Consider the following 14,814-nt stretch of genomic DNA (forward strand, 5'->3'; position numbering starts at 1 on the left):
GCACCCCTATACTTTACGTTCTAATATACCAGTCTCATGAGAATTTTTTTTATTATAAATCAGTTTATCTTGTAATTGATCTGTTGCTTTTTGACAAAATGGAATCATCATTCCTGCAACATATCCAATTGTTAATGTTGTAATTATTGTTCCAATAAATACTGGGCCACCTAATAGCCAACCTATAACTAAAACAATTACCTCAATACATCCTCTAATAAGAGTAATCGATTTACCTGTTCTATCCACAAGAGATATCATTAAACTGTCCCTAGGTCCAGCCCCACATTTAGCAGAAATATATAATCCCATACCATATCCTAACATGATAATTCCTATCATCAGCATAATCAATTTCCCAGAAAATGATCCGGGTGTTTGTAAAAGCGGAATTGCTAAATATAAATCAATAAAAATTCCGACAGAAATCATATTAATAAAGGCACCTAACTGTGGTGGCTTCTTTGTTAAAAGTGTTGCTAAGAATAGAACGAATAATCCTGTTAAAATCGTCCATGTTCCAATCGTTAAGCCCAACCTATAATATAAACCGATGTGTAGGACATCCCAAGAAGAAACGCCTAAATCCGCTTTTATCGTTAATACAATTCCTAACGACATAATTAGAAGCCCTGTAAAATAAACACTCCATTTTAAAATGGATGAGATAATGTTTCTATTTTTCCTCATGCTAGATCCCCCGATTGTTCTTTCCAGATTCTCTATGGTGTAAGGTAACTTAGATCTATCTAACATATTAAATTCAAACATAAGCGATAATCTATCCGTGTTTCTTACTTTGAACATTAGCCATTATAGCATATTATTAACTTAATAGGCACTAAAACCAACTAAGACAATAGGACATAAACATGCTAATCCTTAAAAACATTGGCTAACATCATAACCTTCCTTTCATAACCTTAGGATCTTTTCTTATCCTTTGCTTTGAATACAGGTAAACTAAGAATATAGATGAATTATTCATACATGAACAACAAAGTTATCATGCACATGTTGAGAAATAGAACAGAAAAAAACTTAATCTTTATTAAACGTTTGGAGTGTTTATATTGAAACAACCACTTGCATATAGAATGCGCCCTAAAAAATTAGAAGATATTATTGGTCAAAACCATTTGGTATCAGAAGGTAAAATCATACATCGAATGGTAAAAGCGAAGCACCTATCATCAATGATTTTATATGGTCCACCTGGCACAGGGAAAACTTCGATTGCAACAGCGATAGCAGGTAGTACTAGTACGGCTTTTCGAAAACTGAATGCTGTTGTAAACAATAAAAAGGATATGGAGATTGTCGTAGAAGAAGCGAAAATGTCGGGTAAAGTGATCTTAATTCTAGATGAAGTACATCGCCTTGATAAAGCAAAACAAGACTTCCTTTTACCTTACCTAGAAAATGGAATGATAATTCTTATTGGTGCTACAACTAGCAATCCCTATCATGCAATAAATCCTGCTATTCGTAGTAGATGCCAGATTTTTGAATTACACTCACTTGAGGAAGAAGATATCAAACAAGCATTACTTCGTGCCATAAATGATCAGGAATATGGTCTAGGCAACCAAGAAGTGTTCGTGTCAGATGATGCCCTTTTGCATTTGTCTGGTAGCTGTGGAGGGGATGTCCGTTCAGCTTTAAATGCTCTAGAATTGGCTGTCTTATCTACCGAAATGAATGAAAATGGCGTAATTGAAATAGATGTTTCCATTGCTGAGGAATGTTTGCAAAAGAAAAGCTTTGTACATGACAAAGATGGTGACGCCCACTATGATGTCATTTCCGCCTTTCAAAAATCGATTAGAGGGTCGGATGTAAATGCTGCTTTGCATTATTTAGGAAGACTTATTGAAGCCGGGGACCTTGTTAGTATTAATAGACGGTTATTAGTGATTGCTTATGAGGATATCGGTCTCGCAAATCCACAAGCTGGTCAACGGACGTTAGCCGCGATAGAATCGTCTGAACGTTTAGGATTTCCTGAGGCAAGGATTCCTTTAGCAAATGCAGTTATCGAGTTATGTCTTTCCCCAAAATCAAATAGTGCATATAGCGCATTAGATTCTGCAGTTGCAGATATAAGAGCAGGAAAAATCGGTGATGTACCAAACCATTTAAAGGATGCGCATTACCAGGGAGCAAAGGCATTAGGTAGAGGAATTGAATATTTATATCCACATGACTTTGATAATGGCTGGGTAAAGCAACAATACTTGCCAGATCGTTTGAAAAATAAAGTGTATTTCCAACCTAAAAAAACTGGGAAATTCGAGTTGGCGCTCAGCCAGGTCTATGATAAAATTTTGCAACAGCAAAGAAAATAGGTATTTATCGTCTTCTAATATGAAACTACTAACTTGTATAGAATGACACATAAAGGAAACGATAAAAATAAACTGATAGAAATATTTTTCTAATGGAGGTCATCATGAAGAGTAGACAAGATGCTTGGACACACGAAGATGATTTACTTCTTGCAGAAACTGTCCTAAGACATATTCGTGATGGCAGTACACAGAGTGCCGCATTTGAAGAAATAGGCGATAAATTAAATCGCACAACAGCTGCATGTGGCTATCGCTGGAACACAGAAGTCAGGGACAAGTTTTTACAGGCTTTTGAACTTGCTAAAAAACAGCGTAAGGAAACAAAAAGATCAGAACGATCTAGTGATAAAAGAGAGAGTCCCGCCTCTACCTTTACAGGTAATAATCAGGTGATCTTAGAAGAAAGTGAACAAGAAAAGGAAAAAAAGCAAATAGGTACAACTGGAAATACTGTAAATTCACTGATCACTATCGATGATTGTATAGCCTTCTTAAAAAACTACAATCAAGATAAACCCACTGACTTAAAAGAGCAAAACAATAATCTATCAAAAGAGAATCAGCAGCTCAAAGAAGAAAACGAGAAACTTACATTAAAATACAATCAGCTTATGACAAGAAATCAGAATATCGAACATAATTACAAATTACTTATGACCGTTTTAAACCAAGTACAAAAAACACCCGAAAAATCTAGAGGCCAAAAACATCGGTTTCATTAACAACTATATTTCTCTACAAAAAACAACCCTTAAAAACTAATGATTACGTTAGTTTTTAAGGGTTGCCCTACCTTCTTTATGTTTATTATTTTTTATCCTTAACTCTAACAATCTCAATGCTCTTTACTAATTCGTTAACAACATGTCCACCCATAACTAATCCAGCTACTGAAGGTACGAATGCATTTGATGCTGGAGGCATTTTCGCTTTTCGTATTTGAGCATCATTGTTTCCAACTTCTTTTCGTATATCCTCACGAATGACAATAGGACTTTCATCTGAGAATACTACCTTAATCCCTTTGTTAATTCCTTCTTTACGTAAACGTGTACGAATGACCTTTGCCATCGGGTCTGTATGTGTTTTTGAAATGTCTGATACCTGAAACCTTGTTGGGTCTATTTTGTTTGCGGCGCCCATACTTGATATGATCGGAATATTCCGCTTTAAACATTCCTTCATCAAATGAATTTTGTATGATATTGTATCTGATGCATCGATAACATAATCAAGCTGATAATTAAAAAACTGCTCGTATGTTTCTTCAGTATAGAACATTTTTAAAGAGATGACTTCACAATCTTTATTGATATCCTTAATACGGGCTTCCATCAAATCTACTTTTGGTTGTCCAATGGTCGATAATAATGCATGTATTTGACGATTAACATTTGTAATATCAACATCATCTTTATCGACTAATATAATTCTTCCTACACCAGATCGAGCTAGTGCTTCTGCTGAAAAAGAGCCAACTCCACCAACCCCTAGGACAGCAACTGAGCTATTTTTCAGTATATCTAGTCCTTCTTTACCTATCGCTAATTCGTTACGTGAAAATTGATGCAACAACTTACTCACTCCATTATAAACCAGTTAGTTTTTTAATAGTGGCTGTTTTCGTAAAGATTGTTGTTTGTCGTTATAAGTAATTCTTTACGAATTCAGCCTATCTTCGTGCTCTTTTCGTTAAATGACTCTGAAATCCCTCTGGAGATCGCTTCAGTTTAGAACATAAAAATCCAAAAGCCGATCTTTATTAGTGCTAGAGCACCAAACTTTTAGAAAAGAGCCTTAATAATATTGCTTACTCTTAGTATTCACTACTTTAATCAAACCATTATATTTTCTCAAGCTAAATATACTCGAAAAAAATTTTCATTAATTCCAGTTTATATCCTCAACTTGCCTGAAAACGAATATATCATATACTGTTGAAAAAGCAAGCATTTTTCATACTTATCACAGTCGATACGACCGTTTTAGCTCACTATACGATTAGTGTTTTCACCCCCATTTATTTAACCTTTAAATACCATTGTTTGATTACTTTTTTAACACATAAAGGAAAAGGCTTGAAATGAATATTTCTATGTGCTATTATTTGTTTAAAGATAATGAAAGCGCAATCATAGTCCTGATGTGTTCGTTGTACACCTAGTTTTGACCAACATTTTTTCGACGGGAGCTTGTGTTTCTAGACAGAGTAAACGCCTCTAACTCGAATTGAGGACTTACAAAACTCAAGAATAAAGCACCCACCTGCTATTGGCGGGATCAAAACGAAGGAAAAGGCGACGGCACGCTCGGGACTTCCAATATTTAAACTCACTCGTAGTTACATCTCTAAACATAGTGAAATCAATGAAGCTTTAGGCTCATAGAGAAAAACCTTTCCAAGTTAGTGGAAAGGTTTTTTTATAATAAAGTCAATAAAAATTAATCAAGTAATTCTAGATTCAATTCAACTAACTGCGCTTCACTAACAGCACTTGGTGCATTTGTTAACAAGTCACTTGCGCTAGCTGTTTTCGGGAATGCGATCGTATCTCTTAAGTTTGTACGACCAGCTAATAACATAACTAGTCTGTCTAAACCAAGAGCAATCCCCCCGTGAGGTGGTGTTCCATACTCAAAAGCTTCAAGCAAGAAACCGAATTGTTCCTTCGCTTCCTCTTCTGAGAAGCCTAAAAGCTCAAACATTTTTTCTTGAACAGCCTTTTCAAAAATACGAATAGATCCGCCACCAAGCTCATAACCATTAAGAACAATATCATATGCCTGTGCCTTCATGTTACTTGGATCTGTATCAAATAGCTCTAAATCTTCTCTTGCGGGCATTGTAAATGGATGATGTGCTGCATAATATCTTTTTGTCACTTCATCGTATTCAAGCAATGGCCATTCAACAACCCAAAGAAAATTATATTTGCTCTCATCAATTAATTTTAATTCTTTTCCAAGTTTCATACGAAGTGCACCTAATGCATCAGCTACAACCTTTTTATTGTCAGCTACAAACACAAGTAAATCTCCGACTGTCGCTTCCATTGTTTTCACTAAATTAGTTTGTTCTTCATCAGTAAAGAATTTAATAATTGGACCTTTCAATCCGTCATCTTCTACTTTTAACCATGCCAAGCCTTTCGCCCCGAAAGGCGCTACGAATGTTGCAAGTGCATCCATATCTTTACGAGAATACTTGTCTGCAGCCCCTTTAACATTAATTGATTTTACTTGTCCTCCACTTGCTATTACGGAGTTAAACACCTTTAATCCACTATCTTTCACAATTTCTCCTATATCGACAAGTTCTAGACCGAAACGTGTATCAGGCTTATCAGAACCAAAACGTCCCATCGCTTCATCATAAGACATTCTTTGCATTGGAAGAGGAATATCAATGCCCTTGGTTTCCTTCATGATTCTAGCCATCATTTGCTCTGTCATTGACATAATATCATCTTGGCTCATAAATGAAGCCTCTATATCTATTTGTGTAAATTCAGGCTGACGATCTGCACGTAAATCTTCATCACGGAAGCAGCGAGCTATTTGGTAGTACTTATCAAATCCTGATACCATTAAAAGCTGTTTAAAAATTTGCGGTGATTGAGGTAGAGCATAGAACTCACCATCATGAACACGACTTGGTACTAAATAGTCACGTGCTCCTTCTGGTGTGCTTTTCGTTAAAATAGGTGTCTCTATATCAAGAAACCCTTTTTCATCCAAGAAATTACGCATTGATTTCGTTACATTGTGACGCATTTGTATCGTATTAAGTAACGCTGGTCTTCTTAAATCTAAATAACGATATTTTAGACGAACATCTTCTGAAACTTCATCTGATTTATCATCTATTTGGAAAGGTGGATTTTTTGCGGCATTAATAATTGTTACACTCTCAACAAGAACTTCAATTGTTCCGGTAGATACATTTGGGTTAATTGTCTCTTCATCACGTTCAACAACCTTCCCTGTAATATCTAATACATATTCACTTCTAACTCTCTCAGCAATTGCTAAGGCTTCCTCAGAAATTTCAGGATTAAAAACAACTTGTACGACACCAGTACGATCACGAAGATCAATAAAGATTACTCCACCTAGATCACGTCGTTTTTGTACCCATCCCTTTAGAACAATTTTTTCTCCAATAGCTGATTCTGGAACTTCACCACAATAATATGTACGGCCAAACATATAACCCTCTCCTTTTGTTCTAATGTGAATTGTTTACTTTACAATAGGCTCTTTCCTAAAAGAGCGCGCAGCAAAAATGTATCTGTATAATAAAGCTATACGAAAACAACCTTACGATAAATTAGTGTGAAAGCTTTTCCTTCAAATAAGGTATTAATTGATCGATGCCAACTTCTTCTTGTGTTCCTGTTTCCATACTTTTGACTGCAATCACATTTTTTTCAAGTTCATCATCACCTATCACAGCAACAAAGTTTGCTTGGTGACGATCTGCTGCTTTGAATTGAGCTTTCATTTTTTTATCTTCATAGTCTTTTTCAGCTTTTAGACCTGCATTTCTCATTTCATATAACAATGAAACAGCTCGATCTTTAGCAAGGTCCCCCATTGTGACGATATAGCAATCAATAGCACTAGAAATTGGTAAGACCACATCTTCAGCAGCTAAAGCAGCTAAAAGACGTTCTATGCTTAATGCAAAACCGATTCCAGGAGTCTCAGGGCCACCAATCTCTTGAGCTAGGCCATTGTAGCGTCCACCACCACACAATGTAGTAATTGAACCAAAGCCCTTAGCACTGCTCATTATTTCAAAAGCAGTATGATTGTAGTAATCTAATCCTCTAACTAGTCCAGGATCTACCTCAAATGAAATATTGTTCGCTGATAAATATTGTTGTACTTTATTAAAATAACTCTTAGACTCATCGTTTAAGTAATCAAGAATAGAAGGTGCTGTACCCATTAATTCATGATTATGATCCTTTTTGCAATCTAAAATACGCAAAGGATTCTGCTCAAGTCGCTTTTGACAATCCGAACAAAATTCACCAATTCTAGGCTCAAAATGTGAAATTAGTGCCTCTCGATGTGCGTTACGGCTGTTTTCATCACCTAGACTGTTTATCACAAGCTTTAAACTCTTTAAGCCAAGTTTTTGATACAGAGACATCGCAAGTGAGATTACTTCTGCATCAATACTTGGATCATTACTACCAAGTGCTTCGACACCAAATTGAACGAATTGTCTAAAGCGACCTGTCTGCGGACGTTCATATCGGAACATGGGGCCAATATAATATAGTTTAGTCGGTTGCGAAGGGTTTGCATACAGCTTCTTTTCCACAAAGGAACGGACAGTTGATGCAGTTCCTTCAGGTCTTAATGTCATGCTTCTTCCTTTACGATCTTGAAATGAATACATTTCTTTTTGAACGATATCTGTACTCTCGCCAACACCTCTAGCAAATAATTCCGTATGCTCAAATATTGGTGTCCGTATTTCCTTGTATTGATACCTGTTACACAAATCTCGTGCAGTATTTTCGATAAACTGCCACTTTTCAACTTCTCCAGGTAAAATATCCTGAGTTCCTCTAGGAATCTGGAATGACATCACTTTCTCCTCCAATTCTTAAAAGCAGAAGCTCCTTTTTCAGTCCCGATAAACATAAGACTATCATGATTAGAAAGTGCTCTTAACCTTTCATTCATAAGGGACTTATGACTCGATGAACTAGGCGCTATAGTTAGACACAAAACTTTGTACAAAAACCACTCTACCTTTGATTTTTAAACATAAAAAACTCCCGTCTCTACATAATGTAGGGACGAGAGTTATACCCGTGGTTCCACCCTAGTTGAAATAAACAAGTTATTTCCACTCGATCAGTTAACGCCTGTAACGTTCTACTCCTACTAAACAAATCGTTTTTAAGAGAGAAACCTAGGAAGTGTTTTTCAATAAGTCATCATGTAGAAATGCTTCCAGCCTAGGCATTTCCTCTCTGCTCACGTGTATTCTTATTTACTGTTCTCCCTCACTGGTTCAATTTATATGTAAGGTTTTAGTCTATCATCATTACTATCGAATTTATCTTATCATACGAATGTTTACGATACAATGTCAAGAACGATTTAATTTTTTCTTCAAACTCTTTACTTCATTTAATGAAATTCCAAATTCTGATGCTAATTCTAACGAAGTATCATTTTGTTCCTTCACCATGAAATCATGAAAATCCACTCCAAATACACTGTGGTTATTTTGAGATAATTCTCCCTTTTCACTATTTCTCACGTTACTACCTCCTCTTTTAAAAATATGATTACTCATATCTTTTCCTAAATTGGTAGATTTTATTTCAAATATAAAAAGGATTGCCGATATAAGAAAAGAAATGATTAATAAACAACAAAAGCCTAAGCACATCGAACAGCTCCGAATAGCAAAAGACGCTTATACCCTATGAGAAAAAAGGGTTTAGTTTTTTCTCATAGGGGTAGGAAAAGGGGATTGCCTTTTTCCTAGGCATCCAACTTTTGAGAAGTTGGACTGTTGGACCTGGATATCGAGACTTAGCCTCAGCACAAAAGTTTTAGTCATTTCCTAAGCATCTAGAAGAAGGAGGATTTATTGTTGATTAAGAAAGGCATAACCATTTGCATTTGTTTAACCGTTTTCTTATGTACAGCATACTTTAGCCCAGTAATATCAACAGCAACCAACGAACAGATCATTATTAATGTTGACTCTTTAAATGTGCGAAGCGGAGCAGGGCTCACATCATCTGTTATTGCCAATGTGAAAAAAGGTCAGACTTTTCATGTAGTTGAAAAGAAAAGTGACTGGATTAAAATTAAATATTCTGGTAGCAAAACCGGATGGGTAGCTAATTGGCATGTGAGCCAGAAGAAAAACTCTGTAGTTACCCCAATTATTTCCAATGGTAGTGGTGAAGTTGTATCAAATGCTACAGGGTTAAGATTCCGCTCTGGACCCGGAACATCCTTTCGTGTTATGGGTGTATTTGAGAAAGGGAAAACAGCTGCATACTTAGAGAAGAGTGGTGAGTGGATAAAAATCGCTTATTCAGGCAAACAAGGCTGGGTCTCTTCAGACTATGTAAAAGTAAACTCTACAACTAGCACGAAACCTTCTACAACAGCAAAAGAGACAGCTAGTATTACTGCTACATCCTTGAATGTTAGAAGTACACCTTCTACAACTGGCACTCGTGTTGGCAACTTGAAGAAGAACGCAATTGTAACTGTTGTAACAGATCAGGGTAGTTGGTCACAAATCGAAGCAAAAGGAATAAAGGGTTGGGTACACAGTGATTATTTAAAGATTACTAGCACTGGGTCACCATCAAAGGCACCTGATTCAACTACTGCATCTGCAAACTCAATGTCTAGTGGTAAGGTCACAGCTACATCTTTAAATGTGAGAAATAACGGAACTTTGAATGGAAAAGTTGTCGGGACGGTTAGTAAAGGAACTCTTGTTAAAGTAGTCGAGGAAAAAAATGATTGGTACAAAATTAGTTATGGTACAAATAAAACTGGCTGGGTAGCTGGATGGTATATTTCTAAAATAACTAATTCTAATGTAAGTACCCCTAGCAAGGCTGATAAAAAACATGTGAAAGTCATTTATAATGGTACGAATATTAGATCTGGTGCATCTACTAGTCACTCAGTAGTCCAACGAGCCAATTTAGGTAGCACCTATGAGATAATTGAAACTGTTGGTAAATGGTACAAAATTAATCTAGGTACAAACCAAACTGGTTATATCGCTGGTTGGGTTGTCGAATCATCTGGGGTCAGTTCTCCAGTTACAAAACCAGGATCAGAACAATATGTGAAAAATAAAACAATTGTCATAGATCCTGGTCATGGAGGCCGAGATAGTGGAGCTGTAGGTACAAGAGGCACACTAGAAAAAAACTTAACATTAAAAACAGCTAAACTTGTCTACGATAAGCTAAAGTCTGCAGGTGCTAATGTCTTTCTTACCCGAACAAATGATACGTATATTAGCTTAAACTCTAGAGTTAGTACATCACATTATCGGAACGCATTGGCATTCATTAGTCTCCATTACGATAGCATAGCAGACAGAAGCATAGCCGGAACAACAACTTATTATTATAGCTCCAAAAAGGATGCCACACTAGCTTCTAAATTAAATTCTGAAATGGTGAAACAAACCAAACTAAGAGATCGTGGTACAAAGTTTGGCAATCTTCATGTTCTTCGTGAAAATAAAAGTCCTTCTGTTCTAATCGAACTAGGCTTTATAAGTAATCGTAATGAGGAATTAACAGTAAGCTCTTCTAACTATCAAGAACGTGCATCACAAGGTATATACAATGGTCTTGCACACTATTTTAAATAAGCCCTTATTTAAGCTGGATTGAATCATTTAGTTGGAAATCAAATTATATAATTAACTTTATAAATCATCAAAACGAAAAAGCCGCAAAATTAGCGGCTTTTTCCATTGAAATTCAGTTTTATATGTCAACGTTAAAAATAACTAACAAACTTTACTTACTTTCTAAAATCAAGGTTACAGGACCAACATTTGTAAATTGGACGTCCATCATTGCTCCAAATATTCCTGTTTCTACCTTAATACCCTTTTCTTTTAGCTTTTCATTAAAATATTCATACAAACTTTTCGCATAATCTGGCTTTGCAGCATTCATAAAATTAGGTCGTCTGCCCTTTCGACAATCCCCATACAAGGTAAATTGAGAAACGGAAAGGACTTGTCCACCTACATCTAATAAAGAATGATTCATTTTACCGTTTTCATCCTCAAATATTCGTACGTTTGCTATCTTTTCGGCAAGATACTCTGCATCTGCTTCAATATCATCGTGTGTAACTGCAACTAGCACCATCACACCTTCTTCAATTTCGCCAACTATCTTCTGATCTACTATTACTTTCGCTTCTCTAGCTCTTTGCAAAACTACTTTCACAAGATACCTCCTATCATGAGTGGGGATTCCACCAACAAATGTTAAGGGAACACAGTCTCCCTTCTTAGTTCCTCGAACTAGGAAGAACACCACACCTTCATTTAAGGTAGCTATTTGTTTCTAACCGTTTCAAGCTATAATGCTCATTTTAGCACTTCATCATATTGCTAATTCATCATCCGTCTAACGGAGTAAATATCTGAAATTTGCTTAATTCGCTCAACTACTTTATGCAGATGGCTTATATTAGAAATAGAAATAGCTAAATTAATGGTCGCGACTTTGTTTCGGTCAGATTTACCAGAAACCGAAGAAATATTCGTTTTCGTCTCATTAACCACTTGAAGGACCTCATTTAATAGACCACGACGATCATAACCTAATATTTCAATTTCTACATTGTATTCTTTTCTACTGGTTAAAGGCTGGTTTTCCCATTCAACATCAATTAATCGCTCTTTCGCATCATCTGTATGAACATTTGTGCAATCAGAACGGTGAACAGATACACCACGTCCCTTTGTAATAAACCCCACAATATCATCACCAGGGACAGGATTACAGCATCTAGATAAACGAATAAGCAAATTATCTATACCTTTAACCTGAACACCAGCATCACGCCTTCTTGGTGATGAAGAAGAGACTTGCTTGGCTTCATTGATAACTTCATTTACCGTTTTGTCCTGGACTTCTTGATCTCGTTTTTTACGCAATTTCTCAGTTAACCGATTCGCTACTTGTATCGCTGTCACTCCATTATAGCCAACTGCAGCATACATATCCTCTTCATTTGAGAAATTGAATTTTCCAGCAACACGTTGTAAATTTTCAGCTATCATAATCTCTTTTACTTCGAAGTCTAAATTTTTTATTTCCTTTTCCACCATTTCTCTTCCTTTTTCAACGTTTTCTTCACGACGTTGCTTTTTAAAGAATTGGCGGATTTTATTTTTTGCTTGAGATGTTTGTGCTAACTTCAGCCAATCTTGACTTGGCCCATAAGAATGCTTCGATGTTAATATTTCAATAATGTCACCTGTTTTAAGCTTATAATCTAAAGTCACCATTTTACCGTTGATTTTCGCACCTATTGTTTTATTACCAATTTCAGAGTGTATGCGATAGGCAAAATCAATTGGAACTGAACCTGAAGGTAATTCAATGACATCCCCTTTAGGTGTAAAAATAAAGACCATATCTGAAAACAGATCAATTTTTAGAGACTCCATAAATTCTTCTGCATTTGCTACATCATCTTGAAATTCTAAAATCTCTCTAAACCAAGATAGTTTCTTTTCTAAGGTAGTTTTTTCATCAATTTCTTTGCCTTCTTTGTATGCCCAGTGTGCAGCAATCCCATATTCAGCAATTTGATGCATTTCAGTTGTACGAATTTGAACCTCTAGCGGATCACCTTTTGGACCAATCACAGTTGTATGAAGGGATTGATACATATTTGGCTTAGGCATTGCAATATAATCTTTGAAGCGGCCTGGCATTGGCTTCCAACACGTGTGAATAATTCCCAATACAGCGTAACAATCCTTTATACTATTGACCACAATTCTAACCGCCAACAAATCGTATATCTCATTGAATTGTTTGTTTTGCAAAGCCATTTTGCGATAAATACTATATATATGTTTTGGTCTCCCTGAAAAATCCGCCTCAATATTCACTTCATCTACACGGTCACGGACCTCTTCAATCACTTGGTCTAAGTACTCCAAACGTTCTTGGCGCTTCTTTTTCATTAGGTTAACAATTCTATAGTATTGTTGTGGATTTAAATACCTAAGTGAAGTATCCTCTAACTCCCATTTAATTTTGGAAATCCCTAATCGATGCGCCAATGGAGCAAATATTTCTAATGTTTCATTTGAAATTCTTCGTTGCTTCTCTTGTGGCAAATGCTTTAAGGTCCTCATATTATGAAGACGGTCTGCAAGCTTAATTAGAATTACACGAATGTCCTGTGCCATCGCAACAAACATTTTCCGATGGTTCTCAGCTTGCTGTTCTTCTTGTGACTTATATTTAATTTTCCCAAGTTTCGTTACTCCATCTACGAGCATTGCCACTTCATCACTGAATTTATGTCGCAAATCGTCTAGAGTAACTTCTGTGTCTTCCACAACATCATGTAAAAATCCACCAGCTATAGTAGCAGGGTCCATTTCTAAATCTACCAAGATTCCTGCTACTTGAATTGGGTGAATGATATAGGGTTCACCTGATTTTCGGAATTGTTCTCTATGTGCTTCTTCAGCAAAGTCATAGGCGCCTTGAATAAAAGCGATATCGTCAGTTGACAAATACCTTAATGCCTTATCAATTACTTGCTCGGAAGATAATACTTGTTCATTTGCCATGGAATCACCTTTTTTATAATGAAAACTTTAATAAAATCCGCTTTTAATTAATAAAAAATTCGTTTTATAAAGAATAAATAAGTTCTTAAAACATTATTGCTAACTATAATAAAAGACTGTTCTGTTATTTTCTTTCGATCACTTATCTTAAACAGAAAACTTTCATATCCATTTAAAATTAACGTTTGCTATATTGTAACTATTATCAATAATAATAAGGTAATTGTAAAGGAGAAACACTATATTTAGTCGTTCCATTATAGATTCTACACGAAAAGTGCTTCGCAATACTTATTGATTACTATATGAAAATTTGTCTTAGTTGGAAAAATGGTTATCAGCTCGCTAGAATTGTACAATGTAAAGATAACTCTTCATTGATACTCTATCGAAACACTAACACTTTATAATGAAGATAGGAGGACGATCGCAAAAAATAAGTTCTTTTGAACATCTGCTTTCGAAAAGAATGTTGTTTTAAATAATAAAATTATACGTGAATTCACGATTTATTCTTACATAATAACCTTTTGAATGAAAGTCTGTATAAAAGAGTTTGTAAAAAAGCACCCATTAGAGTGCTTCATTTTTTAGAACTTCATTAAAGTTAAAACTTCATAGCCATCTAGCAATTTACGACCATCTAAATAGGATAACTCAATTAGGAAAGCAATCCCTGCGACTACGCCACCTAGCTCTTCAACAAGCTTGATCGTTGCTCCGATTGTTCCTCCTGTTGCTAGTAAATCATCGGTAATTAAAACCCGTTGACCAGGTTTAATAGCATCTCTATGAATAGTTAAAACATCTTTTCCATATTCAAGGCCATATTCCACCCGAACCACTTCTCTTGGTAATTTCCCTTCCTTACGAACAGGAGCAAAACCTACACCAAGGGAGTATGCAACTGGGCAGCCAATAATAAAACCACGTGCTTCAGGACCAACTATCAAATCAATTGATTTCTCACGTGCATATTCAACGATCTGGTCGGTCGCATATCTATATGCATCACCGTTATCCATCAATGTTGTAATATCCTTAAATTGGATTCCTGGTTTTGGATAATCAGGGACGACTGTTATAAATTGCTTTAAATCCATT

11 protein-coding genes, 1 other RNA gene and 1 other annotated feature are annotated in these 14,814 nt (G+C 35.8%); of the genes, 4 read left to right on the forward strand and 8 right to left on the reverse strand.

Features of this window, described 5'->3' with window-relative positions; translation table 11 throughout:
• Positions 1-6: 6 nt before the first annotated feature.
• Positions 7-690, reverse strand: a complete 684-nt coding sequence (locus tag AC6CHR_RS04315) for a YczE/YyaS/YitT family protein (RefSeq protein WP_498247282.1) — start codon at positions 688-690, stop codon at positions 7-9.
• A 407-nt stretch (positions 691-1,097) separates the two neighbouring features.
• Here AC6CHR_RS04315 and AC6CHR_RS04320 point away from each other — a divergent pair, with 407 nt between their 5' ends.
• Both AC6CHR_RS04320 and AC6CHR_RS04325 read left to right on the forward strand, forming a co-directional pair.
• Complete coding sequence (locus AC6CHR_RS04320) at positions 1,098-2,348, forward strand: replication-associated recombination protein A (RefSeq protein WP_498247510.1); 1,251 nt, start codon at positions 1,098-1,100, stop codon at positions 2,346-2,348.
• Between the two features lie 104 nt (positions 2,349-2,452).
• Entirely contained in the window at positions 2,453-3,073 is a 621-nt protein-coding gene (locus tag AC6CHR_RS04325; protein ID WP_498247283.1) for an RsfA family transcriptional regulator, read from the forward strand.
• Positions 3,074-3,158: 85 nt separating this feature from the next.
• Here the strand turns inward: AC6CHR_RS04325 and AC6CHR_RS04330 are convergent, their stop codons facing one another.
• The gene (locus tag AC6CHR_RS04330; RefSeq protein WP_498247284.1) at positions 3,159-3,926 is read right to left on the reverse strand and encodes a tRNA threonylcarbamoyladenosine dehydratase; all 768 of its coding nucleotides are present in this window, start codon (positions 3,924-3,926) and stop codon (positions 3,159-3,161) included.
• A gap of 559 nt (positions 3,927-4,485) precedes the next feature.
• On the opposite strand from AC6CHR_RS04330, the gene ssrS reads away from it, so the two are divergent.
• Positions 4,486-4,671, forward strand: a non-coding RNA gene (ssrS, locus tag AC6CHR_RS04335) — 6S RNA.
• Between the two features lie 122 nt (positions 4,672-4,793).
• On the opposite strand, the gene aspS is transcribed toward ssrS, so the two are convergent.
• The 3 genes from aspS to AC6CHR_RS04350 form a co-directional block, all read right to left on the reverse strand.
• Positions 4,794-6,560 carry an aspartate--tRNA ligase gene (gene aspS, locus AC6CHR_RS04340; protein WP_498247285.1) on the reverse strand — a complete coding sequence of 589 codons (1,767 nt, stop codon included), beginning with the start codon at positions 6,558-6,560 and terminating at the stop codon, positions 4,794-4,796.
• 121 nt (positions 6,561-6,681) lie between these two features.
• Positions 6,682-7,956, reverse strand: a complete 1,275-nt coding sequence (hisS, locus tag AC6CHR_RS04345; protein WP_498247286.1) for a histidine--tRNA ligase — start codon at positions 7,954-7,956, stop codon at positions 6,682-6,684.
• Positions 7,957-8,163: 207 nt separating this feature from the next.
• Positions 8,164-8,393 (reverse strand) — a binding site (T-box leader).
• 73 nt (positions 8,394-8,466) lie between these two features.
• Positions 8,467-8,640, reverse strand: a complete 174-nt coding sequence (locus AC6CHR_RS04350) for a hypothetical protein (protein WP_498247287.1) — start codon at positions 8,638-8,640, stop codon at positions 8,467-8,469.
• A gap of 339 nt (positions 8,641-8,979) precedes the next feature.
• On the opposite strand from AC6CHR_RS04350, the gene AC6CHR_RS04355 reads away from it, so the two are divergent.
• Positions 8,980-10,743, forward strand: coding sequence for an N-acetylmuramoyl-L-alanine amidase family protein (locus AC6CHR_RS04355; protein ID WP_498247288.1), 1,764 nt, complete (start codon positions 8,980-8,982; stop codon positions 10,741-10,743).
• Positions 10,744-10,894: 151 nt separating this feature from the next.
• Here the strand turns inward: AC6CHR_RS04355 and dtd are convergent, their stop codons facing one another.
• The 3 genes from dtd to AC6CHR_RS04370 all read right to left on the reverse strand — a co-directional run bounded on the left by dtd (position 10,895) and on the right by AC6CHR_RS04370 (position 14,813).
• Positions 10,895-11,335 carry a D-aminoacyl-tRNA deacylase gene (dtd, locus tag AC6CHR_RS04360; protein ID WP_498247289.1) on the reverse strand — a complete coding sequence of 147 codons (441 nt, stop codon included), beginning with the start codon at positions 11,333-11,335 and terminating at the stop codon, positions 10,895-10,897.
• A 167-nt stretch (positions 11,336-11,502) separates the two neighbouring features.
• Complete coding sequence (locus AC6CHR_RS04365) at positions 11,503-13,710, reverse strand: RelA/SpoT family protein (RefSeq protein ID WP_498247290.1); 2,208 nt, start codon at positions 13,708-13,710, stop codon at positions 11,503-11,505.
• Positions 13,711-14,300: 590 nt separating this feature from the next.
• The gene (locus AC6CHR_RS04370; protein ID WP_498247291.1) at positions 14,301-14,813 is read right to left on the reverse strand and encodes an adenine phosphoribosyltransferase; all 513 of its coding nucleotides are present in this window, start codon (positions 14,811-14,813) and stop codon (positions 14,301-14,303) included.
• Position 14,814: the final 1 nt, after the last annotated feature.

Source organism: Metabacillus sp. GQ13 (assembly GCF_059758525.1).